31 protein-coding genes are annotated in these 25,593 nt (G+C 68.0%); 8 read left to right on the top strand and 23 right to left on the bottom strand.

Features of this window, described 5'->3' with window-relative positions; all coding sequences use genetic code 11:
* Positions 1-93: 93 nt before the first annotated feature.
* Positions 94-582: a hypothetical protein gene (locus WFK95_RS06755; protein ID WP_224647089.1), complete on the bottom strand. Its 489-nt coding sequence runs from the start codon at positions 580-582 to the stop codon at positions 94-96.
* An 87-nt stretch (positions 583-669) separates the two neighbouring features.
* Between WFK95_RS06755 and WFK95_RS06750 the strand changes: the two genes are divergently transcribed.
* Positions 670-840: a hypothetical protein gene (locus WFK95_RS06750; protein ID WP_336670243.1), complete on the top strand. Its 171-nt coding sequence runs from the start codon at positions 670-672 to the stop codon at positions 838-840.
* An 872-nt stretch (positions 841-1,712) separates the two neighbouring features.
* Here the strand turns inward: WFK95_RS06750 and WFK95_RS06745 are convergent.
* The 10 genes from WFK95_RS06745 to WFK95_RS06700 form a co-directional block, all read right to left on the bottom strand.
* Positions 1,713-2,120 carry a MerR family transcriptional regulator gene (locus WFK95_RS06745; RefSeq protein WP_068565170.1) on the bottom strand — a complete coding sequence of 136 codons (408 nt, stop codon included), beginning with the start codon at positions 2,118-2,120 and terminating at the stop codon, positions 1,713-1,715.
* Positions 2,121-2,130: 10 nt separating this feature from the next.
* Complete coding sequence (locus tag WFK95_RS06740; protein WP_115391354.1) at positions 2,131-3,636, bottom strand: SulP family inorganic anion transporter; 1,506 nt, start codon at positions 3,634-3,636, stop codon at positions 2,131-2,133.
* Positions 3,637-3,862: 226 nt separating this feature from the next.
* The gene (locus WFK95_RS06735) at positions 3,863-5,284 is read right to left on the bottom strand and encodes an FAD-dependent oxidoreductase (protein ID WP_068565166.1); all 1,422 of its coding nucleotides are present in this window, start codon (positions 5,282-5,284) and stop codon (positions 3,863-3,865) included.
* A 118-nt stretch (positions 5,285-5,402) separates the two neighbouring features.
* Positions 5,403-6,062, bottom strand: coding sequence for an arsenate reductase ArsC (locus WFK95_RS06730; RefSeq protein WP_068565163.1), 660 nt, complete (start codon positions 6,060-6,062; stop codon positions 5,403-5,405).
* 40 nt (positions 6,063-6,102) lie between these two features.
* Positions 6,103-6,552 (bottom strand): arsenate-mycothiol transferase ArsC, encoded by a 450-nt coding sequence (locus WFK95_RS06725; RefSeq protein WP_068565160.1) that lies wholly within the window; start codon positions 6,550-6,552, stop codon positions 6,103-6,105.
* A complete protein-coding gene (arsB, locus tag WFK95_RS06720) occupies positions 6,552-7,667 on the bottom strand; it encodes an ACR3 family arsenite efflux transporter (RefSeq protein WP_083350806.1) in 1,116 nt (371 codons plus the stop codon). Before arsB (WFK95_RS06720) ends, WFK95_RS06725 begins: the two co-directional genes overlap by 1 nt.
* Positions 7,664-8,029 carry an ArsR/SmtB family transcription factor gene (locus WFK95_RS06715; RefSeq protein WP_443081533.1) on the bottom strand — a complete coding sequence of 122 codons (366 nt, stop codon included), beginning with the start codon at positions 8,027-8,029 and terminating at the stop codon, positions 7,664-7,666. Before WFK95_RS06715 ends, arsB (WFK95_RS06720) begins: the two co-directional genes overlap by 4 nt.
* Positions 8,030-8,108: 79 nt before the next feature.
* The gene (locus tag WFK95_RS06710; RefSeq protein WP_068567686.1) at positions 8,109-8,408 is read right to left on the bottom strand and encodes a PadR family transcriptional regulator; all 300 of its coding nucleotides are present in this window, start codon (positions 8,406-8,408) and stop codon (positions 8,109-8,111) included.
* A 19-nt stretch (positions 8,409-8,427) separates the two neighbouring features.
* Positions 8,428-9,699 carry an APC family permease gene (locus WFK95_RS06705; RefSeq protein ID WP_068567463.1) on the bottom strand — a complete coding sequence of 424 codons (1,272 nt, stop codon included), beginning with the start codon at positions 9,697-9,699 and terminating at the stop codon, positions 8,428-8,430.
* 184 nt (positions 9,700-9,883) lie between these two features.
* Positions 9,884-10,348, bottom strand: coding sequence for an ArsI/CadI family heavy metal resistance metalloenzyme (locus WFK95_RS06700; protein WP_231857682.1), 465 nt, complete (start codon positions 10,346-10,348; stop codon positions 9,884-9,886).
* A gap of 96 nt (positions 10,349-10,444) precedes the next feature.
* On the opposite strand from WFK95_RS06700, the gene WFK95_RS06695 reads away from it, so the two are divergent.
* Positions 10,445-10,798: an Rv2640c family ArsR-like transcriptional regulator gene (locus tag WFK95_RS06695; RefSeq protein ID WP_336670242.1), complete on the top strand. Its 354-nt coding sequence runs from the start codon at positions 10,445-10,447 to the stop codon at positions 10,796-10,798.
* A gap of 45 nt (positions 10,799-10,843) precedes the next feature.
* Here the strand turns inward: WFK95_RS06695 and WFK95_RS06690 are convergent, their stop codons facing one another.
* The 9 genes from WFK95_RS06690 to WFK95_RS06650 form a co-directional block, all read right to left on the bottom strand.
* Positions 10,844-11,689 carry a hypothetical protein gene (locus tag WFK95_RS06690; protein WP_139184196.1) on the bottom strand — a complete coding sequence of 282 codons (846 nt, stop codon included), beginning with the start codon at positions 11,687-11,689 and terminating at the stop codon, positions 10,844-10,846.
* Entirely contained in the window at positions 11,686-12,711 is a 1,026-nt protein-coding gene (locus WFK95_RS06685) for an ATP-binding protein (RefSeq protein ID WP_068567466.1), read from the bottom strand. Before WFK95_RS06685 ends, WFK95_RS06690 begins: the two co-directional genes overlap by 4 nt.
* Entirely contained in the window at positions 12,702-14,714 is a 2,013-nt protein-coding gene (locus tag WFK95_RS06680) for a Mu transposase C-terminal domain-containing protein (protein WP_336670241.1), read from the bottom strand. Before WFK95_RS06680 ends, WFK95_RS06685 begins: the two co-directional genes overlap by 10 nt.
* A 53-nt stretch (positions 14,715-14,767) precedes the next feature.
* Positions 14,768-15,547, bottom strand: coding sequence for a TnsA-like heteromeric transposase endonuclease subunit (locus WFK95_RS06675; protein WP_336670240.1), 780 nt, complete (start codon positions 15,545-15,547; stop codon positions 14,768-14,770).
* A 280-nt stretch (positions 15,548-15,827) separates the two neighbouring features.
* Complete coding sequence (locus WFK95_RS06670; RefSeq protein WP_336670709.1) at positions 15,828-16,361, bottom strand: DinB family protein; 534 nt, start codon at positions 16,359-16,361, stop codon at positions 15,828-15,830.
* A gap of 84 nt (positions 16,362-16,445) precedes the next feature.
* The gene (locus WFK95_RS06665) at positions 16,446-16,895 is read right to left on the bottom strand and encodes an arsenate-mycothiol transferase ArsC (protein ID WP_336670239.1); all 450 of its coding nucleotides are present in this window, start codon (positions 16,893-16,895) and stop codon (positions 16,446-16,448) included.
* Complete coding sequence (gene arsB / locus WFK95_RS06660; protein ID WP_224647087.1) at positions 16,895-18,010, bottom strand: ACR3 family arsenite efflux transporter; 1,116 nt, start codon at positions 18,008-18,010, stop codon at positions 16,895-16,897. The genes WFK95_RS06665 and arsB (WFK95_RS06660) overlap by 1 nt, the downstream gene beginning before the upstream one ends.
* Positions 18,007-18,381: a metalloregulator ArsR/SmtB family transcription factor gene (locus WFK95_RS06655; protein ID WP_336670238.1), complete on the bottom strand. Its 375-nt coding sequence runs from the start codon at positions 18,379-18,381 to the stop codon at positions 18,007-18,009. Before WFK95_RS06655 ends, arsB (WFK95_RS06660) begins: the two co-directional genes overlap by 4 nt.
* Before the next feature lie 46 nt (positions 18,382-18,427).
* Positions 18,428-18,886 carry an ArsI/CadI family heavy metal resistance metalloenzyme gene (locus WFK95_RS06650; RefSeq protein ID WP_336670237.1) on the bottom strand — a complete coding sequence of 153 codons (459 nt, stop codon included), beginning with the start codon at positions 18,884-18,886 and terminating at the stop codon, positions 18,428-18,430.
* 95 nt (positions 18,887-18,981) lie between these two features.
* On the opposite strand from WFK95_RS06650, the gene WFK95_RS06645 reads away from it, so the two are divergent.
* Together WFK95_RS06645 and WFK95_RS06640 are read left to right on the top strand one after the other, a co-directional pair.
* Positions 18,982-19,335: an Rv2640c family ArsR-like transcriptional regulator gene (locus WFK95_RS06645; RefSeq protein WP_336670236.1), complete on the top strand. Its 354-nt coding sequence runs from the start codon at positions 18,982-18,984 to the stop codon at positions 19,333-19,335.
* Between the two features lie 52 nt (positions 19,336-19,387).
* Positions 19,388-19,951 (top strand): dihydrofolate reductase family protein, encoded by a 564-nt coding sequence (locus WFK95_RS06640; protein WP_336670235.1) that lies wholly within the window; start codon positions 19,388-19,390, stop codon positions 19,949-19,951.
* Here the strand turns inward: WFK95_RS06640 and WFK95_RS06635 are convergent.
* Positions 19,930-20,523 (bottom strand): TetR/AcrR family transcriptional regulator, encoded by a 594-nt coding sequence (locus tag WFK95_RS06635; protein ID WP_336670234.1) that lies wholly within the window; start codon positions 20,521-20,523, stop codon positions 19,930-19,932. The genes WFK95_RS06640 and WFK95_RS06635 overlap by 22 nt on opposite strands.
* Before the next feature lie 66 nt (positions 20,524-20,589).
* Here WFK95_RS06635 and WFK95_RS06630 point away from each other — a divergent pair, with 66 nt between their 5' ends.
* Together WFK95_RS06630 and WFK95_RS06625 are read left to right on the top strand one after the other, a co-directional pair.
* Positions 20,590-22,089, top strand: a complete 1,500-nt coding sequence (locus WFK95_RS06630) for a flavin-containing monooxygenase (protein WP_336670233.1) — start codon at positions 20,590-20,592, stop codon at positions 22,087-22,089.
* A gap of 26 nt (positions 22,090-22,115) precedes the next feature.
* Entirely contained in the window at positions 22,116-22,985 is an 870-nt protein-coding gene (locus tag WFK95_RS06625; RefSeq protein ID WP_336670232.1) for a short-chain dehydrogenase/reductase, read from the top strand.
* A gap of 22 nt (positions 22,986-23,007) precedes the next feature.
* Here WFK95_RS06625 and WFK95_RS06620 read toward each other — a convergent pair whose 3' ends face one another.
* Positions 23,008-23,277, bottom strand: coding sequence for a DUF7218 family protein (locus WFK95_RS06620; protein ID WP_336670231.1), 270 nt, complete (start codon positions 23,275-23,277; stop codon positions 23,008-23,010).
* Between the two features lie 71 nt (positions 23,278-23,348).
* On the opposite strand from WFK95_RS06620, the gene WFK95_RS06615 reads away from it, so the two are divergent.
* On the top strand, positions 23,349-24,101 hold the full coding sequence (locus tag WFK95_RS06615; protein WP_336670230.1) for a DUF998 domain-containing protein: 753 nt from the start codon (positions 23,349-23,351) through the stop codon (positions 24,099-24,101).
* Between the two features lie 49 nt (positions 24,102-24,150).
* The gene (locus tag WFK95_RS06610; RefSeq protein ID WP_336670229.1) at positions 24,151-24,807 is read left to right on the top strand and encodes an MBL fold metallo-hydrolase; all 657 of its coding nucleotides are present in this window, start codon (positions 24,151-24,153) and stop codon (positions 24,805-24,807) included.
* A gap of 21 nt (positions 24,808-24,828) precedes the next feature.
* Here the strand turns inward: WFK95_RS06610 and WFK95_RS06605 are convergent, their stop codons facing one another.
* Positions 24,829-25,530, bottom strand: a complete 702-nt coding sequence (locus tag WFK95_RS06605; RefSeq protein ID WP_336670228.1) for an LGFP repeat-containing protein — start codon at positions 25,528-25,530, stop codon at positions 24,829-24,831.
* Positions 25,531-25,593 lie beyond the last annotated feature (63 nt).

The following is a 25,593-nucleotide window of genomic DNA, read 5'->3' as shown; positions in this document are numbered from 1 at the left end:
CCAGCGTACCGGCGTATCGGCGCGGGACCCCGTCGAAGAGAAGAGCCGAGCACCCCTTGCAGGTGTGCTCGGCTCAGCGGACGGGGGAGTATGTCACTCGTTGTACTGGGAGAGCGAGACCTCGCCCCACTTGTAGCGGTTGCCCGGGGTGAGGGTGGCGCGACCGAAGCCCTCGAGGTCCTCGAAGCCGCTCCAGTTGTCCCCACCGTCGGTGAGGCCGAAGGCGTAGACGTCGGTACCCAGCAGGTGCTGCACGCCCACGGTGTAGCCCTCGACGTTGGTGACCAGCATCGGCATGCGATGCATGTCGACCATGAGGTCGTTGTCCTCGGGGTTGAACGAGATCAGCTTCTCGCCGGAGCTGGAGAGCTGCCACTTGATCTTGTCGGCGGGGCCGTCCTTCGTGGAGAAGTCCAGCAGCTCCGCGAGGCGGAGCGCACAGTCGGCGCTGTAGGTCGCGATCAGCGAACCGGTCTGGCGCACCCGGCCTTCACGCTCGACTCGCTGTGCGCGCTGCTCCTCGTCGTGCTTGCGGACGAGTTCTTGAGCGCGCTTGAGGACGGAGAGGTCATCATTGGTCATGGTGTTAACAATAGCGTTATCCGACCACCGATGGTTACTGTTCCCCGCAGGAGGCCGCGTGTCGTCGGCAGATTCTCCTGTGAGCCGGTGTCGACCGCCGATGAGGTGCCGCATGCGGGTCGCCGCGGCATGCGCGAATCGGTTACCGGCCGTGGCGATCTGACGGAAGTTCACGAGCGAGCCGCGGTGCGCGGCGCGCCGGGCCGCCCGAGGATCCGGCGCATTGTCGATCATGTCAATCAAATCGATCATGCGTGAAATTGAATCTATGGCCATCTGGCGCGTATCGGAACTGGCCAGCGCGGAGGTCGGACGGTCGAGACTGAGGCCGGGGAGGCGGAACTGCACGGTCTCTTCAAGGGAAACATCTCCCCGCGGAGCGGCCACGACTTCCTCATGGCTATGCCTACCCATAATTCCTCCTTGCCCACACGAACGAATTCCCCATTCGCGCCGCGTTTCACCGTGCGCCACAAGAGTAGGAGAGAGCCGCTTGCTATTGCAATAGGCGTGGCAGGATGTCCATTTCTGCCATTGTTGAGAACATTCTCGGAGCGAACACGAACAAGCCCCTGAACCCCACGTGCCCGCCTCCGTATATACGTCACAGTGACGTATATACGGCGTCGGCCAGCCCGGCTGGGACACCGCAGGTGACGTCGCGACATCGCGGCCCGGGCCTGAAGTGCGCTCGCGGGCGAGAGAAGACACCCCAGCAGAAAGGCGGTCGTGTGCCACACAGGCGTCGCGGTACGGCGGTCAGTCGATGGTCCGGAGAACCGCAGCGCAGGCCGACGGTGGATTCACCCACCCGGGGGCGCATTCACAGCGCGCCGAGCAAGCGTCGCTGTTACCTGTCCCTTCTCATTCCACTTGACGCATTCCCACCGCTCTGACCTGCGTTGCGTCAACTCGATTGAGAATTGAAACGGTGCGCCTTCTCAATCTACTTGTCGCAAATCGTCAGATCGTCGGGATCGATGGGCGTAAGCGTACTTGTCGGGCACAGGACCGCCACCCAGGCCCGTGACGTCGCGTCGATGCATCTCGATGACGTTCTCGCGGGCACGTAGCCACCCTTGCGGCTCACCCCGGTCGGCCGCGCGGACCTCACGCGCCGAGCTTGTGGGTCAGTGGCGGCCGGCGAGGGCGGTGAGTGTGTTCGCGAACTCCTCGGCGATCGCCAATTGGGCTCGGAGTTCGGCGCAGCGCTGCTGCGCGGCGTCGGAGCATTGATCGACGAAAGCGGTGGCGTCGGCCCGCACCGTGGCGGTTGCTGCCGGGTCGGCGAGGGTGTCGAGGGCGGCGAGCAGGTCCCGCATCTGCTCGAGAGTGAAGCCGAGGGGTTTCATGCGGCGGATCACCAGCAGGCGTTCGACGTCGGCCGCGGTGTAGAGGCGAAAGCCCCCGGGGCTGCGTTCGGACGGGGCGACCAGCCCCATCTCGTCGTAGTGCCGGATCGTTTTGAGCGACAGTCCAGTTGCTTCGGCGACTTGGCCGATCTGCAGCAGCCGGCCGCCTTCGGGTTCGTCAGCCATGATCGTGAGCCTAGTGTTCGCCGCCGAGGTGGCCGCTGAGCCGTCCGTGCCGCTCCGCGGATGCTGGGTTGAGGCCGATGAACTCGACTGTCTTGCCCTTGTTGCGGTACTTGGTCTCGATCGCGTCGAGGGCCGCGACGGTGGAGGCGTCCCAGACGTGGGTGTCGGAGAGGTCGATGATCACGTGCTCGGGGTCGTCGACGTAGTCGAACTGGTAGACCAGGTCGTTGCTGGAGGCGAAGAACAGTTCGCCGCGCACTCGGTAGGTGCGGGTGCCCGCATTGTCGGATGCGGTGGGTGTGACCTCGGTGAAGTGGGCGACGCGGCGGACGAACAGCAGGGTCGCGACGATGACGCCGCCGATCACGCCGTACGCCAGGTTGTGGGTGGCGACGGTGATCGCGACGGTGACGATCATGACTGCGGTCTCGCTGCGCGGCATCCGCCGCAGTGTCGCCGGGGCGATGCTGTGCCAGTCGAAGGTGCCGACGGCGACCATCACCATCACGGCGACCAGTGCGGCCATCGGGATCTGCGCCACCAGATCTCCGAGTCCGACGACGAGGATCAGCAGGAACAGGCCGGCGAGGAAGGTCGAGATCCGGGTCCGCGCGCCGGAGCTTTTGACGTTGATCATGGTCTGGCCGATCATCGCGCAGCCGCCCATGCCGCCGAAGAATCCGGTGATGACGTTCGCGACGCCCTGCCCCCAGCCTTCGCGGGTCTTGTCGGAGTGGGTGTCGGTGATGTCGTCGACGAGCTTGGCGGTCATCAACGATTCGAGCAGGCCGACCAGGGCCATCGCGATCGCGTACGGGGCGATCAACTTCAGGGTGTCCAGGTTGTACGGGACATCGGGGATGAGCCACTGCGGCAGGGTGCTCGGCAGCTCGCCCTCGTCGCCGACGTTCGGTACTCCCAGGCCGAAGGCCATGGTGATAGCGGTGAGCAGCACGATCGCCACCAGGGGTGCTGGCACCGCGTTCGACAGCTTCGGCAGACCGACCATGATGACCAAGCCTGCGGCGATCATCGGATACACCAGCCAGGGCACGTCCGTCATGTGTGGCAGCTGGGCCAGGAAGATCAGGATCGCCAGGGCGTTGACGAAGCCGACCATCACCGACCGGGGGATGAACCGCATCAGCTTCGCCACCCCCAGTGCGCTGAGCACGACCTGCAGGATCCCGGCGAGGATCACCGTCGCCAGCAGGTAGTCCAGCCCGTACTCACGAGAAATCGGCGCCACCACCAACGCGATCGCACCGGTCGCCGCCGAGATCATCGCCGGCCGCCCACCGACGATCGCGATGGTCACCGCCATGGTGAACGAGGCGAACAGCCCGACCCGCGGGTCGACCCCGGCGATGATCGAGAACGAGATCGCCTCCGGAATCAGCGCTAATGCGACGACGAGACCGGCGAGGGACTCGGTTTTGAGGCGTTTCGGGCTCCGCAGCGCCGCAACGACATCGCTGCCCTGCACGGCCTCTTTCACACGCGTCTGTACTGCCATCGAGATCGGGGATCCTCCGTGAATCGGTCGCACGGCACTGCACAGCAACGGTGCGACGGGTGGGTGGTGACGGTGCGCGGTCGTCCGCGCAAGCTGCATCAGACCCTACCCTCCCGTAAGGGGAGTTTCATCCGTGGGTGTCGAGCGGCCCGCGTTGCAGTGGATCTTCCTTACGACTGCGACCTCGTCAGTGTGTGTCGATGATCGCTGTCGTCGGAAGGAGTGATTACCGATTGAACGTAAGAGCGCTGCGTTGATGCTGCAGCTGGTGCTCGCGGACCCAGTTCTGGGCGGCGACCTGCACGGCGTCCCACGGGGAGCCGAGCGGCGGGGTGTAGGACAGGTCGAGTTCGGAGAGGGCGTCGATGGTCATGCCGTGGTGCAGGGCGGTGGCGTAGGTGTCGACGCGCTTGGAGATCTCCGCGGTGCGATGGCCGATGAGCTGAGCGCCGAGCAGGATGCCGGTGTTCTGGTCGCCGGTGATGCGGATGCTGATCGGTGTGGCGCCCGGGTAGTAGGCCTTGTGATCGTCCGGTGTGGAGGTCGTCGACACCGGTACCCAGCCGCGGTCGGCGGCGAGGGCTTCGGTCTCTTTGAGGCCGGTGCGGGCGGCGACGAGGTCGAAGATCTTGACGACCTGGGTGCCGAGGGATCCGGTGTAGTGGGCGGTGCCGCCGAGGGCGTTCTCGCCGGCGACGCGGCCCTGCTTGTGCGCGGTCGTCCCGAGCGGCAGCCAGGTGATGCCGAGCTGGCGGTGGTGGGTGTGCACGGCATCGCCGGCGGCGAAGACGTCCGGCAGGTTGGTGCGCATCTGCTCGTCGACGGCGATCGTGCCCTTGACCCCGAGCTCGGCCCCGGCCTTGGCGGCCAGCTCGGTGTCCGGGCGCACGCCGACGACGACGAGCACCAGATCAGCAGTCAACTGGTCGGTCTCGCCGTCACGTTCGGTGGTCACGGCCAGCCCGCCGGTGGCGGTGCGGTTCACGGCGGTGACCAGGGTGTTGGTGCGGACGTCGACCCCGTTGCGGACGAGTTCGGTGTGGACGAGGGCGCCGAGTTCAGGTTCGACGGTGGGCAGCACCTCGGGCAGGGCTTCGATTTGAGTCACGTGGATGCCGCGGGCGGTGAGCCCTTCGGCCATCTCGAGGCCGATGTAGCCGGCGCCGATAATGATCGCGGTCTTCGGATCCTTGGCGGTGAGGGTGTTCATCACGGCGAAGGTGTCGCCCATCGAGTGAAGCAGGTGCACACCATCGTCAGCGCCGAGGCGGTCGAGGCCGGTGATCGGCGGCCGCACCGATACCGCGCCGGTGCCGATGACGAGGGCGTCGTAGTCGAGGTCGCGAGTGGCGCCGCCGGGGCCGGTGACCGTGAGGCGGTGCCCGGCGGCGTCGATCGCGGTCGCGAGGGTGTCGGTGTGCACGGTCATGCCGGTGGCGGCGAGGTCGGCGGCGGTGCGGTGGGCGAGGTTGCTCCAGTGGGTGACCTCGCCGGAGACGTAGTACGGGATGCCGCAGATGGAGAAGTTCGGGTAGGCGTCGGCGACGACCACGGTGACCTCGCTGGTGGGGTCGAGTTCGCGGGCCCGCAGGGCCGCGGAGATCCCGGCGTCCGAACCGCCGATGGCGATGATCTTGCGTGCAGACATGGGTGTTTTCGTTCCCTTCCAAGAACACAGGCGAGATGAGCAGGGCAGGCGGAACACGGCCGACGGCGGCGAAGGCCGGGCGGTCGACCAGATCTAGAGACGGGGCGGGTCGGGTGGGTCAGGTGGTGGCCGGCAGGAGGTCGGTGAGGAGGGCTTGGACGCGGCGGTCGAGGTCGTCGCGGATCAGGCGGACGGTCTCGATGGGGTGGTTGTCGGGGTCGGCGACCTGCCAGTCCAGGTACCGCTTGCCCGGGTAGACCGGGCAGGCGTCGCCGCAGCCCATGGAGATCACCACGTCCGCGGCCGCGACCACGTCGTCGGTGAGCGGCTTGGGGAACTCCGCGGCCAGGTCGAGCCCGACCTCGGCCATGGCCTGCTCGACGACCGGGTTGATCGCCGTGGCAGGCAGCGAGCCTGCGGAGCGGACGTGCACCCGCCCGCCGCCGTGGTGGGTGAGCAGGGCGGCGGCCATCTGCGAGCGGCCCGCGTTGTGCACGCAGATGAACAGCACCTCCGGCACCGTCTTGCTGGTCGCACCCGTGGATTGCGCGAGTGCGGTGAGGCGTTCGGCGGCGAACCGGCCGGCGAGGGTGACCAGGTGGGTGTGGATGCGGGCGGTGCGCCGCAGCGCGGTGTAGGACTCGAAGACGACCCGTTCGACGGTCTGCTCGGAGACGATCCCGCGGTACTGGACCGCGAGCCGCTCCGCGGTCCGGGCGAGCAGCGCCTGCGGCATCAGCAGTTCCGGTGTGCCGGCCGGTTCGGTGGTGGCGTTCATTCCTATGCTCCCGTTCGTCCGATCCCGGCCTGCTGGGTTGCTACCGGGTTGTGAGTTCGGCGGCCAGCGCGGTGACGCGGGCGGCGATGTCGTCGCGGACCAGGCGCATCCGCTCGATGCCGTCGATGCCCCGCTCCGACGGCTCGTCGGTGTCCCAGTTGACCAGCGCCACACCGTCAGGGGTCTCGACTACCGCTTCGCGGCCGAGGGTGACCACCAGGTCCACGCGGGAGAGCAGATCGGGGTCGATCGGCTTCGGGGTCTCACCGGTGATGTCGACGCCGACCTCCGCGAGAGACTCGGCGGACAGGCCGTTGACCGCGGACCCGGGCTTGGTGCCGGCCGAGTACACGGCGACCGCGTCGCCGGCGGTCTTACGCATCAGACCGGCGGCCATCTGCGACTTGCCGCCGTTCTTCACGCACACGAACAGAACACTCGGCGTGCCCGATTCGGTCTCGGTATCAGGCTTGGTCTGGTTGTCGGGCATCAGTTCATACTCCTGGACGAATCAGCTGCGGTCGCAGCGGAGGACGGGGTGAGGGGGAATCGCTTGCGCAGGGCGAGTGAGACGTAGACGAGGCCGACGAGGACCGGCACCTCAATGAGCGGTCCGACGACGCCGGCGAGGGCCTGGCCGGAGGTGGCGCCGTAGGTTGCGATCGCGACGGCGATGGCGAGCTCGAAGTTGTTGCCGGCGGCGGTGAACGCGAGCGTGGTGGTGCGCTCGTAGCCCAGGCCCATGACGGCGCCGAGCAGGTAGCCGCCGCCCCACATGATCGCGAAGTACACCAGCAGCGGCACCGCGATCCGGGCGACGTCCCACGGGCGGGAGGTGATCTGCTCACCCTGGAGCGCGAAGAGGATGACGATGGTGAACAGCAGCCCGTACAGGGCCCACGGCCCGATCTTCGGGAGGAACTTCGCTTCGTACCAGTCGCGGCCCTTGGTCTTCTCGCCGATCCGGCGCGAGAGGTAGCCGGCGAGCAGCGGAATGCCGAGGAAGATCAGCACCGATTTGGCGATCTGCCACGGTGAGGTGCTGATCGTGGTCTGCTCCAGACCGAGCCAGCCGGGCAGGATCGAGAGATAGAACCAGCCGAGGACGGCGAACATGATCACCTGGAACACCGAGTTCAGCGCCACCAGCACGGCCGCCGCCTCGCGGTCGCCGCAGGCCAGGTCGTTCCAGATGATCACCATCGCGATGCACCGGGCCAGGCCGACGATGATCAGACCCGTCCGATACTCGGGCAAGTCGGGCAGGAAGATCCAGGCGAGGGCGAACATCAGCGCCGGGCCGAGGACCCAGTTCAGCAGCAGCGAGCCGAGGAGGAGTTTGCGGTCGCCGGTGACGGTATCGAGGCGGTCGTAGCGGACCTTCGCCAGCACCGGGTACATCATGATCAGCAGGCCGATGGCGATCGGCAGCGAGACGCCGTCGACCTGGATCTTCTCCAGCGCGGTGTTCAGGCCGGGGATCATCCGGCCCAGCAGCAGGCCGGCGACCATGGCGACGCCGATCCACACCGGCAGGAACCGGTCGAGGGTGGAGAGTTTGCCGACGACCGGCTGATGCTCGGCGGCTGTTGCGGGGCTGGTCACGAAAGAACCTCCATCGAAGTGGCGCTGGTGGCGGGTTCGCCGGACTGCAGGATCCCGGCGAGCGAGGACAGGACTTCGGGGATGACGCGGTAGTACACCCAGGAGGCGCGGCGCTCGGACTCGAGCAGCCCCGCAGTCTTGAGGACCTTGAGGTGATGGGAGATCGTCGGCTGCGAGACGTCCACGGCCGGCGAGATGTCGCAGACGCAGGCCTCGCCATTCTCGTGGCTGGCGATCAAGCTGAACAACCGCAACCGGATCGGGTCAGCGAGAGCCTTGAACACCGCCGCCAGATCGACGGACTGGGTTTCCGACAGGGGTTCACGGACCAGCGGTGAGCACCGCACGGTCACCTCGGTCAACGGAATCGAATTCGACACACATCAATATTGACAGACGTCGATCTCGAACGCAATATGGTCGCCGTCCGCCGCGACGGGCTCAGCGGTCGAGAATCTCCCCGGACAGTTCGTTGATCACGACACGGAGGCGGGCGAGTTCCTCGACACCGGCTGAGGTGGCTGTGTAGACGCGTCGCACCCGGCCGTCGACGAGGTGCTCTGAGGAGCGAAGGAGTCCGCCGTCTTCGAGGCGTTGCAGCAGCGGATAGAGGGTTCCGGGTGAGATGCGGTAGCCGTGGTGCGCGAGTTCTTCGGCCATCCACGCGCCGTAGACACCGCCGTCTTCGGCGGCATGGTGCAGGATATGGACCGGCACAGCGCCGCGCAGAAGTTCGCGCACCAGGTCCATGTCGGGCACCCTACCGAACGTCGCCTCGCCTGCCCGAGAGCTGCTGACGGATCACGTAGACGGCGGCACCGAGCCCTGCCACCACCGCGCCGGCCGCGACCGATTGCCAGGGCAGGGTGAACGCGAGCAGCACGCACCCGCCGGCCCCGACGACAGGTATCAGTCGCGCGGGGCGGCCCTCGTCGAGGCTGAGTGTCCACGCTGATGCGTTGGCGATGGCGTAGTAGAGCAGGACGCCGAACGAGGAGAAGCCGATCGCCCCGCGCACGTCGACCGCGAGCACCAGCGCAGCGACGACGACCCCGACGGCGATCTCGGCGTGGTGCGGCACCTGGAACCGCGGATGCACCGCCGCCAGCGGAGCGGGGAGGTGTCCGTCGCGGGCCATCGCGAGGGTAGTGCGCGAGACGCCGAGGGTCAGCGATAGCAGCGACCCGAGCGCCGCAACGGCGCCCCCGATCGCGACAGCTACCGCCAGCCCTGGCACGCCGGTCGCGCGGGCGACGTCGGTGAGCGGTGCGACCGATGTGGCCATCGCGTCCGGACCGAGAACTGCGAGCGCGGTCGTGGCGACCGCCGCGTAGACCAGTAACGCCAGGCCCAGCGCTGTCGGGATCGCCAGCGGGATCGTGCGTTGCGGATCCCGGACCTCTTCGCCGAGCGTCGCGATCCGCGCGTACCCGGCGAAGGCGAAGAACAACAACCCCGCCGCCTGCAACACCCCGTACACGGTCACATCTGAACCGATCGCCAACCTGCCGGCGTCGAGGGCGCCGGCCCCGATAGCGGAGAGCACCACCGCGGCGAGCGCAGCGAGTACCACGGCGACGATCACCCGGGTCAGGATCGCCGACTTCTGCACCCCGCGGCAGTTCACCGCGGTCAGCGCCACGACAGCGGCCACCGCGACAGCGCGGGCGTGCTCGGGCCACGCGTACGCGCCGACGGTCAGCGCCATCGCCGCACACGACGCCGTCTTGCCGACCACGAAGCTCCACCCGGCCAGGTAGCCCCAGAACGGCCCCAGGCGCTCACGCCCATACACGTAGGTGCCGCCCGACTGGGGGTATCGCGCCGCCAATCGCGCTGAGGCGATCGCGTTGCAATACGCCACCACTGCTGCCACGAGAAGCCCGACCAGCAGCCCGGACCCCGCGGCGGCCGCCGCGGGCCCGAGAGCGGCGAAGATCCCCGCACCGATCATCGACCCGAGCCCGATCACCACCGCATCACCGACACCGAGTCGACGCGCCAACCCGCTGTTCGCCGCCCCTGTAGCCATTTCTGCACGCCTCCGCTCGACTGCCGTACAACCGAGAACGGTAGCCGATATCTAGATCCGATATCGGATGCAGTGGAGTCGTTGCCCGGATGTTCGTCACCAGTTCACCGACTACGTGGAGTGCGGCAGCCTCGCCCGAGCCTGGCGCCCTCACCGGCGGCGGCCGGGCGCGCGCAGAGAACTGCTAATTGCCGGGCGTGCAGCAGGCAGTCGGTGCGATTCGTGCGACTCCGCCGGCAGGAGCTACTGTCGGTTCGGCGGCAGAGGGTTCACCATTGAAGGTCTCGGCGTCAGCGAGGACGGTGTAAACCTCCCAGCGTTCGGCGTCGGGGGCGGTGACCCAGACCTTGTCCTGGGTGGCGAAGCAACAGGTGGCGCCGATCTCCTCCTCGGTGAACAGCTGCTCGTCGGTGAGGCGGGCGATCTCGGAGTGGACCTTCTCGCTGGAGTCGACCTCGACGCCGAGGTGGTTGATGCTGCCGCCCTGACCGGGGTTCTCCAGCAGCACCAACTTGAGCGCCGGGTCGGCGACGGCGAAGTTGGCGTAGCCGGGCTTGACCTTGGCCGGGCCGGTGCCGAACAGCTTGGTGTAGAACGTGATCGACTGCTCGAGATCGTCGACATTGAGGGCGAGTTGGACGCGGGACATGAGAACCTCCAAGGCTGAGATATATATCAAAAGGGTGTGCGGGTTCAGTTCTAGACCACACTTTGACATATGTCAACAAGTGGGTAGATTGGAATCATGCCCAAGACGCTCCCCGTGGTCGATATCAGCGCCCCGATCTGCTGCGCCCCGCTCGCCGCCGGCGTGATGGACGCTGGCACCGCGCTCGAGCTCGCGTTGCGGCTCAAGGCCCTCGCCGATCCGGCGAGGATCCAGCTGATCTCGATTCTCATGGCCTCCCGCCCGGGGGAGGCCAGCACTGGCGACCTCGCCGAGGCAGTGAACCTTTCCTCGGCGACTGTCAGCCATCATCTCGGGCAGCTCAAGAAGGCCGGCCTAGTCAGCTCGGAGCGCCGCGGCGTCAACGCTTTCTATCGCGCCGAACCCGGTGCGCTCGAAGCGCTCCGCGGCGTGCTGGCCACCTGCTGCTGATTGAGACACTGCCGCAGGTCGTTTCGCATGGTGCTCTTGGATCGCCTACGGCGCATGCGCAGCAGCGATGAGCGTGCGCTGTCTGATGTCGTTGCGCCAGAGAGTGAGTGGGTCACTCATCCCTTCGGGGCGGCAGTTGTCGGACACCAGGTGCGCGAAGGTGGGGCGGACGTCTGCCCAGGCTCGTGAGGCCAGAGCCTGGGCAGTCCAGGTGGGGTCAACGAGCAGTCGCGTGAGCTCGACAGTCGCCGGATAGCAATGGGCGGCCATACGTGTGGACCAGATCTCGCGTGGGGATACCGTCCCCCTGATCGCGGCCGGCGCCGGGTCTAGGGCCTGATCGGGTGGCAGGTTCAGCACGTTCATCGTGGACCAGGAGGTGATGATCTCGACGGCGTCGCGGAAGGCGGTGTGGGTCGGGGCCGCGCCGTATTGTGCGACGAGCCTGCGGTACCGGTGGTGGGCGCGGCTGATGTCGGGTCGGCGGTCAGTGTGCAGGGGATAGCGCACGTTGCCGGTCCAGACGCGATGTCGAGGACAGAATCGAGCCGGGTGTGCGTGCCAGGCGTTGACGGTTTGTCCGGGTGCTCGGCGGGCGACGCAGCGATAGCACGGAGCGAAGGTGTACCAGTGGCCCGGCAGCAGCCGCGTCGTTTTCGCATCGAGTTCCGGTAACGCGCATCGGAGTACGGGGGCCGAGTATCCGCTCAAGGTGGAGAGCAACGCGGTCTGACGGCGATCTTCGGATATCGACAGGCTCAGTAGGAGTCCCTTGGGGAAGCAGTTGATCTGCTCGAGGCGGTGCAGGTAGCTGAAGACGACCTCGTTGGGGAACGGTTTGACCGTCCGGGGCAGTCGGCGGACGACCTGGAGCGGGTTGCCGGAGATCACTGTGCCGTGCGCTCGTCGCGTGGCGTGATTTGTTCCGCTGCGTGGTCGACGGGCGTCTCCTCGAGCAATGCGCGGGTGACCGCTTCGGTGCCGGTGATGATCGCGGTCAGGGCCGCGGAGCGGACGAGCTGCGAGAGGCTGGAGATGCTTCCGCCGGTCCGGCGGTGGAGAAACTTCCCGTTGCGGGTGAGCGTGCCCGGGGCGTGGTCATAGAGCCGCAGGGCGCTGTCGAGGGTAGCGACGAGTCCGCGCCATTCGTCGTCGCAGGCGAAGGTGCCGGTGCGCATGAGCACCGAGCGGCCTGAGATCTGCTTGCCCCTGACACCTGTGAACAGCCCAGATCGTTCGACGTTGATCCCGGCGTAGATGAACGTCGCGGGCATGTGTTCGGTGAAGTATTTCAGGTGGTCGGACATGTCTTCGCCGGCGCTCGTCGCGAGGTTGAGGTTGTGGATCTCGTCGACGATCACCAGGTCCGTACGGGCTTCGGTGAGGACGTGGCACACAGCGTCGGCGATGTCGCTGGTGTTGAACCGAGCGCGGCTCGGGATGCCGAGGAAGTGGGCGAATTCGCTGGCGAGTTTGCGGGGCGAGCCCTTCGGTGGGGTGGTGATGTAGACGACAGGGATCCGGTCCTGGCCCGGCCATCGGCGGCGCACGCTCTGCTCGTGCACCTTGCCGAGCATCTTGATCGTGGTCGACTTTCCGCTTGCCCAGGGCCCGTCGACAATGAGTGATCTCCGCGCGCTGATCTCCCGTTGGTTGAGCAGGGTCAGCATTCGGCCGCGGTTGATGATCGCGCGCATCGGCGCAGTTTCGACGACCACGAGCTCAGAGTGATACGCAATGCGCCGCTCGTCGTACGCCTCGCGCTCGGGGGCGTCCATCGCGTCCACCGCAGGTCGTGGCAGTAGCGTCAGCGCCGCCGGTTTCTCCTGGACGAACTGGCGCCAGCCCTCCAAGGTCACCGTGGGAAGGCGGCGGTTCTCCGCGCCGGGATCGTCGTCGTCGGCTACCACCATGATTTTGCTTCCCTTTCGGGGTCGAAAACGGGCAGCGGGATGACGTCAGCGCCCTCGTCATCTTCTTCGTCAGAGATCGGCGCTGGCGCGGTGCCAGACGAGGGGAGTGGCAGCCTTCGCGCTTCAGCGGTAGCAGCGGTACGTGCGGCGATACGGGCGTCTCGTCGCTTGCGCCGGCCGTTGCGCGGCGCTCGATCGGGCGCCGCGGCGCGGTTGAGAACATCGTCGACCGCTTCCGAGATCGCCTGCTCGGTGACGCGTTCGCCACGGTCTGCGATGATCCTGCGGCCGTGCTCCCACGCGTCACGGCCGAACGGCTGCGGCGCGGCCCGAAGTTGTCGCCAATAGGCAATGATCCACGCGTCGTCGTCGGGCGTGCGGATCCACACGCGGCTGACGTCGTACGGGTCGTAGTGCACCAGCCACCGTCCGTTAAGGGACTTGATCCGTGACTTCTCGCCCCGGAGCGGGTTGAGCGCCTCGCAGTCGTACACCCGATGGTCGATCTTGATGCCGTACGAATTGATGACCCGCGTGCAGGTTGGCAGCAGTCGGATGTAGTCGTCGTCCGACAGCGGCACCGGCACGTATCCGGCCACGGACAGCAACGCCGCGTACTTCTCGTTGGGTGACATCACCTCACGGGTCACGAACGGATCCCGGAGGCCGTCGTGACGGCGGTTCTGCCACCCGGTGACGATCCACTCGTCGAGAAGGTTCTGCAACTCGAGCATGGTGAATGCCGCGTTCTGCTCGGCGTCGCGGCCGCGGCGTTCGACAGAAGAGCCGAGGTAGCCGGCAACGTGTTGAGCGAACAAGGTGCCGACAGACTGGATCGTGCGCTCAACGATCGGCTTGTCCGTCGGAGTGTCCTCATGGGCCGGTTGCAGGCTGATCCCGAGCGTTCGGCAGGCAGAGCGGAAGGTGTCCGACAAGAACGCTTTCCCGTGGTCGTAGACGATAGTCTCAGGCACGATCACTGGTCGCGCTGCAGCCTCACGTAACCGGTCATCGATTTCGACAAGGTGGTGATACGGCAGTGCTGAGTGCGCCATCTTCACCGCTTCAGACCACCCGGGGCGCATTGGTTCCGGTGTCATCGCGCGCGCCAACAGCAGCGCCGCATCGACAGCCTTCGTCGTCGGCCGCAGTACGGCGGCGCCGATCGTGCGGGTCGCCACGTCGACGAGACCGGTCAGTTCAACCCGCCCGACCACGCCGTCGTCGAGGATGACCGCGACGTCGAGGGGAGTGGAATCGATCTGGGTCACCTCGCCCGGGCGGACCGCGGTGACCGTGCTGAACGGCCCGTCGGGCTGCTTGGCCAACGTCCGCCGGGTTCGTGCCGAGCCCGTCGCGTGACGGCCCTGAGCGAGCCTCTTCAGAAGCCGGTAAAGCGTCTGCATCGACGGCATCGGCACCGTCTCACCCGGGTGGTACTCGGCCAGATCACGCTCGACCGAACGTCTGATCCGATCGACGGTTCCCGAGGAACCGTCCGTATTCGCCTCCAGGACACGCTGCAGCGCCTCGATCACCCTCGGGTCGGTTCGCCCCGCGGGGTTGCTCGCCTGCAGCCGGCGGCGATCGACAAGACCGAGGACGCCCTGCGCCTCGTAGGCAACGCGGCGACGCTGAAACATTCGCAGGGTCATGGCCTGCTGTCCAGCACGCTCGAGCTCGGCGACCTTCGCCATCTCACGCTGGCGCAGTGTCGTCGACCCGACGTCGTACTCCGGTCGCGGACGGGTACCGTGCGGCGCACCTACCGGCACCCCGTCGAGTACCTCGGTGATGTGGCCCTCGAGGTCCCTCGCGGCATCCCTGACGTCGTCGGGAAGCAGGTCGAACAACGCCGGCGGCGCTACCGGCCGGGCGATCACTGACTCCAGCGCGAACGTGCGATCCGTTAGCAGATCAGTCGCCAGAATCGTCAACGGTGCGCCACCGCTCGTACCCGCCAGAAACACCGACGACCCGTCGGTCCCTGCGACGTCGTACACGAGCTCCCGGAACCGCACGCGGCTCCCGACCCGGATCTGGCGATCGCCGGCTCTCACGAACCACCGCCACCCGCCGCAGCTGCCACGACGGTCTCTAGCCCCAGAATCTGCCGGGCCAGCGGCGCACTAAGCTCGCCCGTCCAGATCAGATGAAACAACGTCGGGAGCACCGCGATCTGCGGACCGACGCGGTCTGCGAGAACGCCGATGGGTAGCGGCCCATTGGTCGATTCCGTGAGTGCCGCTGCCGCGAGCGAGTCGTCACGGCACCGCGGTTGCCGGTATCCCGCGAGCCATCGAAGATTCGCTGCGTGCACCGCGTCAAGGACACCCAGCCGCAGGTAGTCCCACCCGACGTCGACGCAGCAGTCGCGCGTCGCGGCGAACACCGCAGCAGCGTCCTCATCGACACGACCATCCGGACGAACATCGACTACCGCCGTCGATCCATCGCGTCGCCGCACGAGCACATCAGGAGTATGCGACCTCGTGCGACCTCCGACCGATAGCTCCAGCGTGAGCGGCTGGCTGACGATCTCGATCACATCCGGATTCTGGTCGAACAGCATCAACCAGTCCCGCTCCACCCACGACTCGAAGACGACGTGGTCACCCATCGTCGACGACCACCACTCGCCGGTGAAATTCCGCTGTCCCTTGAACGACCGCGGCTTGCGCACACTGAGCAAATTGACCGCATCCATCGCAGCGAACACAGCGAGAGAGTCTCGCTGCACCACCCCAGCGATCGACATATACGTCACTGTGACGGAACCCGACACCGCAGCGGGCAACCGATCATCACGAGCGGCGAGAGGCTGCGGTGCCTGCATAGGCCGACGCTAGGACATCGAGCGATCCGGGCAACGCAGGCGCGCCGGTCGATGCGTCAACAAGATGAGAACAACACCGAAGATGCGTCAACTAGTTGAGAGCGCCCACTGCAATGCGTCAACTAGGCCGCGAATACGTCAACTGCACTGAGAAGGGACATTACCCACCGACCGCCACCGACGAACCACTCCGATCGCCACCGACGAACCACTCCGATTCGCCGATAATCTACATTATGACATTACGAGCGTTGGTATTACGCCGTCGAGCGTTGAGGCCTCACTGCCTGCCGCCATCCCCCAGGCTGGTGCGAAACAGGTCACGCAGCAGTGCGATCTCCGCACCGTGGTGAATCAGTTCCCGCTGGGTGTGGAGCACGACCGCCAGCGTGGACCACTCGGCGAACATGTCACCCGGCGGTCCCGCAGGAGCCGCGAGACCGCCGAGTCCGAGTTCCTCGACCCCGCAGATCCAAGCCCCGTACGCACCGTCGAGCCGGTCCAGCGCACGCTCCGGTGTCTCTGGGTAACGGTACGAGGCGAAATGAACCGTCGGGCCGCCGAACCGCTGCGGGCCGCTTTCGAGAAGGAACACCAGGTGTCCCAACCTCCACGCGATCGTGGTCACGGGAGCCGGCTCCGGCGGAGGGATCGTGAAGTCGGCGACGAATCCGTCCTCAGCGGAACGCACGGACCACATCCCCTCGACCGGCTCCCAGAAGTACTCAGCCTCCGTCATGCCGTCCAAGCGAGGGCGCAACTGCCGGGCCCAGTGAACCTCGATCTGCGCACGGATCTCTGCATTCCAATCGATTGCCACGCGTGCGATCCTGACCCGAGGCACAGGGTGACGGCAACGGAATTCCCGAACGCCCCGTCCACTCACCGTCCGCTCGACCTACAGACGATCGGACGGACCCCCACCGGGCTCCAGGAGTTCGGCCCGCAGAGCCTCGACTCGGGCCGCGATGTCGTCGCGGACGAGGCGCATCCGCTCGATACCGTCGATGCCCCGCTCGGAGGGCTCGTCGGTGTCCCAGGTGACGAGTCGTACCCCCGCGGGCGGCTCGACGACCGCTTCGCGGCCGAGGACGACCACCAGATCCACGCGCGCGAGCACCTCGGGGTCGATCGCCTTCGGCGTCTCCCCGGTGATGTCGACGCCGACCTCGGCCAGGGATTCGGCGGACAGGCCGTTGACCGCGCTGCCCGGCTCCGTCCCCGCCGAGTGGACTTCGACGGCATCGCTCGCGGTCTTGCGCATCAGTCCGGCGGCCATCTGGGACTTGCCACCGTTCTTCACGCACACGAACAGCACGCTCGGCGTGTTGGTGTCGTTGTCGGGCATCAGTTCACACTCCTGGACTGGTCGACTGCGGTCCCGCCGGCCGGCGGACTCGGGGGGAATCGCCTCCGGAGCGCCAGGGAGACGTACACGAGCCCGACGAGCACCGGGACCTCGATGAGCGGCCCGACGACGCCGGCCAGCGCCTGGCCGGAGGTCGCGCCGTAGGTGGCGATCGCGACGGCGATCGCGAGCTCGAAGTTGTTGCCCGCCGCGGTGAAGGCCAGCGTGGTGGTGCGCTCGTAGCCGAGCCCCATTGCGGCGCCGAGCAGGTACCCGCCGCCCCACATCACGGCGAAGTACACCAGGAGCGGCAGCGCGATCCGCGCGACGTCCCACGGGCGGGAAGTGATCTGCTCCCCCTGCAGCGCGAACAGGACGACGATCGTGAACAGCAGCCCGTAGAGCGCCCACGGCCCGATCCTGGGCAGGAACGTCGATTCGTACCAGTCGCGGCCCTTGGCCTTCTCCCCGATCCGGCGCGACAGGTAGCCGGCGAGCAGCGGGATGCCGAGGAAGATCAGCACCGACTTCGCGATCTGCCAGGGCGAGGTACTGATCGTCGTCTGCTCCAGGCCGAGCCAGCCGGGCAGGATCGACAGGTAGAACCAGCCGAGAACCGCGAACATGATCACCTGGAACACCGAGTTCAGCGCGACGAGCACCGCCGCCGCCTCCCGATCGCCGCACGCCAGGTCGTTCCAGATGATCACCATCGCGATGCAGCGCGCCAGACCGACGATGATCAGCCCGGTGCGGTACTCGGGCAGGTCGGGCAGGAAGATCCACGCGAGGGCGAACATCAGCGCAGGTCCGAGGACCCAGTTCAACAGCAACGAACCGAGCAGCAGCTTGCGGTCGCCGGTCACGGTGTCGAGGCGGTCGTAGCGGACCTTCGCCAGCACCGGGTACATCATGATCAGCAGCCCGAGTGCGATCGGCAGGGAAACACCGTCGACCTGGATCTTCTCCAGCGCGGTGTTCAGGCCCGGGATCATCCGGCCGAGCAGCAGGCCGACGACCATGGCGACGCCGATCCACACCGGCAGGAATCGGTCGAGGGTGGAGAGCTTGCCGACGACCGGCTGGTGCCCGACGGTCGGCGCGGTACCCGTCACGCGATCGCCTCGACCGGGGCACCGGACCCGGTGGACTGCAGAACGCCGGCGAGCGACGACAGGACCTCCGGGACGACCCGGTAGTACACCCACGAGCCACGGCGCTCGGATCTCACCAGGCCCGCGGTCTTGAGGACCTTGAGGTGATGCGAGATCGTCGGTTGCGAGACGTCCACCGCCGGCGAGATGTCGCACACGCACGCCTCGCCACCCTCATGGCTGGCGATCAGGCTGAACAGGCGCAGCCGTATCGGGTCGGCCAGGGCTTTGAACACCGTCGCGAGGTCGGCGGACTGCCCCTCCGACAGTGGCTCACGGACCAGCGGCGAGCACCGCACGGTCACTTCGGCGAGCGGAAGTGGATTCGACACACATCGATATTGACAGATATCGATTCCAGAGACAATCCTCGAACGATCAGCAGCAGTTCGACGACGCCGGAGCACAGCAGGCCGCCGTCGGCGTGCCGGCCGCCGGCGCCACCTCCGGAACCGGGGCGCCGTCGAAGGTCTCGGCGTCGGCGAGGACCGTGTAGACCTCCCAGCGCTCGGCGTCGGGGGCCGTGACCCAGACCTTGTCCTGGGTGGCGAAACAACAGGTCGCGCCGATCTCCTCCTCGGTGAACAGCTGCCCCTCGGTGAGACGCGCGATCTCCGCGTGCACCTTCTCACTGGAATCGACCTCGATACCGAGATGATTGATGCTGCCGCCCTGTCCGGGGTTCTCCAGCAGCACCAGCTTGAGCGGCGGCTCGGCGATGGCGAAGTTGGCGTAGCCGGGCTTGACCTTCGCCGGTCCGGTGCCGAACAGCGTGGTGTAGAACGCGATCGACTGATCGAGGTCGTCGACGTTGAGGGCGAGCTGGACGCGGGACATGAGAACCTCCGATAATTCGACATACATCTAACTGTTGCGCGTTCAGTTCTAGACGACCCTTTGACATATGTCAACGAGTAGGTAGATTGAGGCGTATGCCCAAGACGCTCCCCGTGGTCGACATCAGCGCCCCCATCTGCTGCGCCCCGCTGGCCGCCGGGGCGATGGACGCCGATGCGGCGCTCGAGCTGGCTCTGCGCCTCAAGGCACTCGCCGACCCCGCGCGGATCCAATTGATCTCGATCCTCATGGGCGCCCGTCCGGGCGCCGTGAGCACGGGCGACCTCGCCGACCTGGTGAACCTGTCGCCGGCGACCGTCAGCCACCACCTCGGCCAGCTCAAGAAGGCGGGACTGGTCAGCTCGGAACGTAGCGGCATCAACGTCTTTCACCGTGCGGAAGCCGGAGCGCTCGAGGCCCTCCGCGGCGTCCTCGCCACCTGCTGCTAGTCCGTCGACTCCCCACGCGGATACACGGCCCACGACGATACGGAGGCGGCACATGGCCGGACTGATCTATCCGACGAACGTCTCGCTCGACGGCTTCATCGAGGACGAGGACGGCCGCTTCGACTGGCTACCCGGCGACGACGACGTCTTCGCCGCGCACACCGAGCTGATGCGCTCCGCCGGCACGCTGGTCTACGGGCGGCGCCTCTACGAGATGATGGCGGTTTGGGAGACCGATCCAGCGCTCGCCGGACGGTCCCCCGCGGCGGCCGCATTCGCCGCGGCCTGGCGGGCGCCGGCCAAGGTCGTGTACTCGACGAGCCTGACGGCACCGTCGACCGCGAACACCCGGATCGAGCGCGCCTTCGATCCCGAACACGTCCGTACCCTGAAGGCCGCGGCCGACCGTGACCTGCTCATCGGCGGCGCCGACTTCGCCGCCCAGGCGTTCGCGGCCGGCCTGATCGACGAGGTGCAGCTGTACGTCCTGCCGATCGTCGTGGGCGGCGGCAAGCCGGGCCTCCCCACCGGGATGCGCGTCGGCCTGGAACTGCTCGACCAGCGGCGCTTCGACAGTGGCGTCGTCCTCCTCCGCTACTCCCCCAGCAGCCGCTGAACGAAGACCGCCACGACGTCCGTCGACACCGACGGATCGGTCGCGCGCTGCATGCCGAGCCCGAGGATCAGGCTGAACAGCCCGAGAGCCAAGGTCTCGGCGTCCACCGGGAGCTCCAATCCGTGTGCGGCCTCCAGCTCTGTGACCAGCGTCGCGGTCGCCGCGCGGATGCGCTCGTAGCGCGACGCGGTCGCCGCCATCTGGCCGCCGTCCTCCGTGTTGGTCGCCGCGACCGCCATCTCGAGCCGGAACCACGCACGGTCCCCCACGATCGTCCGCCCCCACGCGTCGACGGAGGCGATCACCGCGGCGAGCCCGTCGTCCCGCGCCGCCTCGGCCAGCGCCAGCACCCGATCGGTCTCCCGCTCGTACAGGGCGTCGATCACCGCGCTCCCCAGCGCGACCTTGCCGGCGAAGTTCGAGTACACCGCGCCCCGGGTGAAGCCGGCGTGGGCCGCGACCGCCTCCAGCGAGGTCGCCGTGAACCCGTCGCGGAGGAACAGTTCGGTCGCCGACGCCACGATCAGCTCGCGCGTGCGGACCTGAGCCTCCGCTCTCGACAATCGTTGCATCCGGCCATCCTATCGGGATACAGTCCGTATTCGAATACTGACTGTATCTGAAATGAGGCGTCCGACGTGCCCGATGCACCGCTCCCCCTCGCTCCGCATCACGAGATCGTCATCGTCGGCGCCGGGTTCTCCGGCCTCGGCACCGCGATCGCCCTGGCCCGGGCGGGATTCGACGACGTGCTCCTCGTCGACGATGCCGCGGGTCCCGGCGGCACGTGGCACTGGAACACCTACCCCGGCGTCGCCGTCGACATCCCGTCGTTCAGCTACCAGTTCTCCTTCGCGCAGCGCTCGACGTGGTCGCGCAGCTACGCGCCCGGACGGGAACTGCGCGCCTACGCCGAGCAGATCGTCGACGAGTACGACCTCGCGCCGCGCCTCCGGTTCGGCACGCGCGTCCATGCCGCGTCCTTCGACGAGGCGACCGCCCGCTGGACGATCGCGACCAGCACGGGCGAGATCCCGGCCCGCTGGCTGATCCACGCGGGCGGCCCGCTGAGCCAGCCGAAGCTCCCCGAGATCGACGGCATCGACTCCTTCGAGGGCGAGACGATGCACACGAGCCGGTGGAACCACGACGTCACGACGGCGGGCAAGCGCGTCGGCATCATCGGCACCGGCGCCACCGCCGTGCAGGTCATTCCCGAGATCGCACCGGAGACGGAGCATCTCACCGTCTTCCAGCGCACCCCGATCTGGTGCCTCCCCAAGCCCGACTTCCCGCTCGGCCGCGTCGGCCGCACCGGCCTGGCCGCGATCCCCGGCGTCCGGCAGGCGGCCCGGCTCGCCAGCCAGGCCTTCGTGGAGGCGACCTTCCCCGTGCTCGCCCACTTCCACAAATGGATCCCCGGCACCGACGTCCTCGAGATCGCGGCCCGGAACTACATCCGGACGCAGGTCTCCGATCCCGCGACGCGCGAGAAGCTCACGCCCGCTTACGCGCTCGGCTGCAAGCGGCCGAGCTTCCACAACTCGTACCTGGCGACCTTCAACCGCGAGAACGTCGCGCTGGAGACCTCGTCGATCGAGGCGGTCACCCCCACCGGCATCCGCACCGCCGACGGCGTGGAGCACCCGCTCGACGTCCTCATCCTCGCGACCGGCTTCAAGGTCACCGACCGCGACGCGCTCCCGACGTACCGGCTGACCGCCGCCGACGGCACCGACCTCGCCGAGCACTGGGAAGAGGGACGATTCCACTCGTACCAGGGCGTCGCGACGGCGGGCTTCCCGAACTTCTTCACCGTCTTCGGGCCCTACGGGTACAACGGATCCTCGTTCTTCACCCTGGTCGAGAACAGCGCCGCGCACATCGTCCGGGTGCTCGAGGAGGCCCGGCGCCGCGCGGCGACCACCGCCGAGGTCACGACGGCCGCCCAGGAGTCGTACATGGACTCGATCCTGGCGCGCAAGCCGCTGCAGGTGTTCTCGAACCCCAGCTGCGCGGGCGCCAACAGCTATTACTTCACCAAGCAGGGCGACGTCCCGTTCCGGGCCTCCACGACCGTCGAGGCGGCGTGGCACAGTCGCCGCTTCCCCCTCACCGACTACGCCTTCGCGGGCTGACGAACCACCACCAAGGAGAACCGCACATGAACCTCGACCTCGCCGGCCGGACCGTCGTCATCACCGGAGCCGCGCGCGGCATCGGCCTCGGGACCGCGAAAGCCGCCGCGGCGCGCGGCGCCCGGGTCGCCGTGCTCGACCTCCGACAGGAGGACGTCGACGCCGCCGCCGCTGAGATCGGCGACGGCGCGATCGGCCTCGCGGCCGACGTCACCGACCGCGACGGGCTCGCCGACGCGTTCACGGCCGTCGCCGATCGCTTCGGCGCGATCGACGTGGTGGTCGCGAACGCGGGCATCGCACCGCGCGGGGCGACGGTGCAGGGCATGGCCCCCGAGGAGTTCGACCGGGTGCTCGCCGTCAACCTGCACGGCGTCTACAACACCGTTCTCGCCGCGATGCCACACGTCCTGAAGACCGGCGGACACCTCCTGCTCACGTCCTCGGTGTACGCCTTCGTCAACGGCGTCGGCGTCTCCCCCTACGCGGTGGCGAAGGCCGGCGTCGAGCAGCTCGGGCGCGCGCTGCGCGTCGAGCTCGCGCCCTACGGCGCGACGGCCGGCGTCGTCTACTACGGCTTCGTCGACACCCACATGGTCAAGGTCGGATTCGACGAGGATCCGCTCGCCTCCGCGGTGACCGATCTGCTGCCCTCGTTCCTGACCGCCCGGATCACGCCGGAGCAGGCCGGGGAGAGTACTGTCCGCGGAATCGAGCGCCGGGCCGCGCGAACGATCGCGCCCGCCCGCTGGACCGGCTACAGCCTCCTGCGCGGGCTCATCAACCCCGTCCTCGACGTGATCACCGCCCATCATCGCCCGGTCGTCGAGCTGGTCCTCGCGCTCGACGTCCGATCGCGCGCCGGCCGGGCGGCGGTGCCCGCGACGGCCGAGTGATCGGCGCTCAGGGCCGCGGCTCTCAGTGGTCGCGCAGGTCGGCGATCAGGGCCGCCTTGCGCTTCGACGAGTAGCCCGAGAGGCCGAGCTCCTTCGCCCTCGCCTTGAGTTCCTCGACGGTCCACTCCTCGTAGGGGCGCGAGCGACCGCCGGCGGCGCCGACCGCGGACCGACCCCGGTTCGCGGCGGCGTTCGCGATCCGCGCCGCCTTCTCCTTCGAGTCCCCCTTGTCGCGGAGCTCTTCGTACAGTTCACCGTCCTTCACGGACGGCCCCGGGTTCTTCTTCGCCATGCTTCCGACCGTACGCCGCGAGCGAGATGCACACCACAGCGTGAAGCGCCGGGTTCGCGTAGACATACTGAATGCAGCTAACGATCGAAGCACTCCCTCAGGCCCGGCCGGTCGACTCGCTGAGCACACGGCGCACCGTGCTGGCCGGGGCACTACTGGCCGCCACGCTGATCTACTTCCTCGCCGAGCTGATCGTCGCGCGACAGTGGCCCCGCCCGTACAGCTGGTCCCACAACATGATCAGCGACCTGGGCGTTCCCGAGTGTCTCGGCGACCTCAGCCGCGACGGCGGCCTGGCGGTCTCGGACCGCTTCGTCTGCTCGCCCTGGCACCCGCTCATGAACATCACGTTCGTGGCGGTCGGCGCGCTCGGAATCGCGGCCGCGATCGCACTGGGCCCGCTCCTCCCCCGCCGCTGGGACACCGCCGCCGTCGCCCTCGCGACGGTCAACGGCGTCGCACTGGCATGCGTGGGCCTCTTCCCCGGGAGCGCGGGCGAGTTCCCGGGCGGGCCGCAGTCGCGCATCATCGTCCATCCGATCGCGGCGTACGTCGAGCACGTGACCGGGATGGCGCTGATGACGCTCGCCGCACTCCTGCTGCTCCGTTCGCGCGCCCGGGTCGCCGCGATCACAGTCGCCTGCATCGCGGTCTCCGGGCTGGCCGCCCTGATCATCCCGTGGGCGAACCCCCTCGGCGCGGGCGGCACGGAGCGGGCGGCGATCGACCCGTTCCTGTGGTGGCGCTGCGCCCTGGGGATCGCCCTGCTCATGACCGCGTGGCGGGCGCTCCTACGCCCGACGCCGGAACCGGCCTTGACCTGAATCAATATTGAGGTCCTAGCGTCGAAGACACCCGACGAGAGGACATCCGATGCTCACCACGATCCGGCCCGACCTGCTCGAGACCCCGACCTACTCCCCGTTCCCGGGACTCACGACCCACGCCTACCTCTGGACGCCCCGGACCGGCGGGAACGTCCTGTTCTACTCCCCCGGCGACGACGCCGACTTCGGAGACATCGCCGAGCGCGGCGGCGTCGCCCACCAGTACCTCAGCCACCAGGACGAGGCGGGCCCGATGCTGGGCGCGATCGCCGAGCGCTTCGGCGTCGTCCTGCACGCGCCGGAGCGGGACCTCGACGGCATCGCCGAGCACGCCACCCCGGGCGTCCTCCTCGCCGAGCGGACCGTCGACGCGAACGGCGTCGAGATCATCCCGACCCCCGGGCACACGCCCGGGAGCACGTCCTTCGTCGTCACCGGGTCCGACGGTGCCCGCTACCTGTTCACCGGCGACACCCTGTACCGGGGCGCGGACGGGCGGTGGAACGCCGGCTACATCCCCGGCATGAGCGACGGGGAGCAGCTCCTCGCCGGCCTGGAGGTGCTCGGCGGCCTCGAACCCGACCTCGTCGTCTCGAGCGCGTTCGCGGGCGGATCCGGGACGCACGCCGTCGATCCCGCGACGTGGCGGCGCACCGTCGCCGAGACGGCCGAGCGGCTCGCGACCGGCGTCCTGGCCCGCTGAGCACGTCGGCGCCGGCGCCCCCTACAGCCCGGCCGGGACGACCTTGCCGTTGACGGTGACCTCGACCTTCGTGGTCTGGGTGTTGAAGGTGATCTTCCCGTGTTCGAAAGTGGTCTGCTTGACCGCGCCCGACGTGGTCTCGTCGCTGGTCACGGCGCCCAGCGGCCCCGCGGAACCGTTCGCCCCGCTCGGGGAGGGCGTGCCGTCCGGGCCGCGCTCGATGTTCCACGCGTCCCGGATCCGGCCCCAGGTGATGTAGGCCGGCGTGCCGGCGGCGGCGTTCTTCGCGGTGATGACGCCGCCCTTGAACTGCTGGAAGATCACGCCGCTGTCGCGGGTCCCGGCGTTGTGATCGCCCGTCAGGACCACGCCCAGCGCGGTGCGTTGCGCCTGCGTCGCGGCCGCGTACTTCGCGGCGATCGGGCCGGTCAGCGTCACGTCGCTGCCGTCGGCCCCCTTGACCTTCACCGCGCCGGGCTGGGCCTTCGCCGAGGAGCCGGCCACAGTGGAGGCGCGGGACGCCGCGGCGGAGGACGACGCCGCGGACGGCCCTGTCGACGCCCCGCCGGACGCCGCCGCTGCGGACGTCGTCGACGCCACCGCCGCCGAGGTGGCGGCCACGTCCTCGCTCGGGCCGCTGTTCCCGCACCCCGCAGCGATCAGGGTTGCGGCCGCGAGGCCTGCGACGACGCCGATGGTCCGTCGAGCTGCGTTCTTCCTCATGGGTCCTTCCGGTGGTGCTCCGAGTCGACCGAGCGGTGCTTCCAGAACCGCTCGTGACCCGAC

Source organism: Tsukamurella sp. USMM236, assembly GCF_037148755.1.
Classification (GTDB): Bacteria; Actinomycetota; Actinomycetes; order Mycobacteriales; family Mycobacteriaceae; genus Tsukamurella.
Note: the sequence above shows the minus strand (reverse complement) of the source record. Positions and strands in the feature narration are given on the sequence as shown.

Bases quoted from the DNA above. Each gene is read 5' to 3' on its own strand.
- WFK95_RS06755 (WP_224647089.1), bottom strand. From the start codon at position 582: ATGACCAATGATGACCTCTCCGTCCTCAAGCGCGCTCAAGAACTCGTC.
- WFK95_RS06745 (WP_068565170.1), bottom strand. From the start codon at position 2,120: ATGGCTGACGAACCCGAAGGCGGCCGGCTGCTGCAGATCGGCCAAGTC.
- WFK95_RS06740 (WP_115391354.1), bottom strand. From the start codon at position 3,636: ATGGCAGTACAGACGCGTGTGAAAGAGGCCGTGCAGGGCAGCGATGTC.
- WFK95_RS06735 (WP_068565166.1), bottom strand. From the start codon at position 5,284: ATGTCTGCACGCAAGATCATCGCCATCGGCGGTTCGGACGCCGGGATC.
- WFK95_RS06730 (WP_068565163.1), bottom strand. From the start codon at position 6,062: ATGAACGCCACCACCGAACCGGCCGGCACACCGGAACTGCTGATGCCG.
- WFK95_RS06725 (WP_068565160.1), bottom strand. From the start codon at position 6,552: ATGCCCGACAACCAGACCAAGCCTGATACCGAGACCGAATCGGGCACG.
- WFK95_RS06705 (WP_068567463.1), bottom strand. From the start codon at position 9,699: ATGGCTACAGGGGCGGCGAACAGCGGGTTGGCGCGTCGACTCGGTGTC.
- WFK95_RS06700 (WP_231857682.1), bottom strand. From the start codon at position 10,348: ATGTCCCGCGTCCAACTCGCCCTCAATGTCGACGATCTCGAGCAGTCG.
- WFK95_RS06695 (WP_336670242.1), top strand. From the start codon at position 10,445: ATGCCCAAGACGCTCCCCGTGGTCGATATCAGCGCCCCGATCTGCTGC.
- WFK95_RS06685 (WP_068567466.1), bottom strand. From the start codon at position 12,711: ATGGTGGTAGCCGACGACGACGATCCCGGCGCGGAGAACCGCCGCCTT.
- WFK95_RS06675 (WP_336670240.1), bottom strand. From the start codon at position 15,547: ATGCAGGCACCGCAGCCTCTCGCCGCTCGTGATGATCGGTTGCCCGCT.
- WFK95_RS06665 (WP_336670239.1), bottom strand. From the start codon at position 16,895: ATGCCCGACAACGACACCAACACGCCGAGCGTGCTGTTCGTGTGCGTG.
- WFK95_RS06650 (WP_336670237.1), bottom strand. From the start codon at position 18,886: ATGTCCCGCGTCCAGCTCGCCCTCAACGTCGACGACCTCGATCAGTCG.
- WFK95_RS06645 (WP_336670236.1), top strand. From the start codon at position 18,982: ATGCCCAAGACGCTCCCCGTGGTCGACATCAGCGCCCCCATCTGCTGC.
- WFK95_RS06640 (WP_336670235.1), top strand. From the start codon at position 19,388: ATGGCCGGACTGATCTATCCGACGAACGTCTCGCTCGACGGCTTCATC.
- WFK95_RS06635 (WP_336670234.1), bottom strand. From the start codon at position 20,523: ATGCAACGATTGTCGAGAGCGGAGGCTCAGGTCCGCACGCGCGAGCTG.
- WFK95_RS06625 (WP_336670232.1), top strand. From the start codon at position 22,116: ATGAACCTCGACCTCGCCGGCCGGACCGTCGTCATCACCGGAGCCGCG.
- WFK95_RS06620 (WP_336670231.1), bottom strand. From the start codon at position 23,277: ATGGCGAAGAAGAACCCGGGGCCGTCCGTGAAGGACGGTGAACTGTAC.
- WFK95_RS06615 (WP_336670230.1), top strand. From the start codon at position 23,349: ATGCAGCTAACGATCGAAGCACTCCCTCAGGCCCGGCCGGTCGACTCG.
- WFK95_RS06610 (WP_336670229.1), top strand. From the start codon at position 24,151: ATGCTCACCACGATCCGGCCCGACCTGCTCGAGACCCCGACCTACTCC.
- WFK95_RS06605 (WP_336670228.1), bottom strand. From the start codon at position 25,530: ATGAGGAAGAACGCAGCTCGACGGACCATCGGCGTCGTCGCAGGCCTC.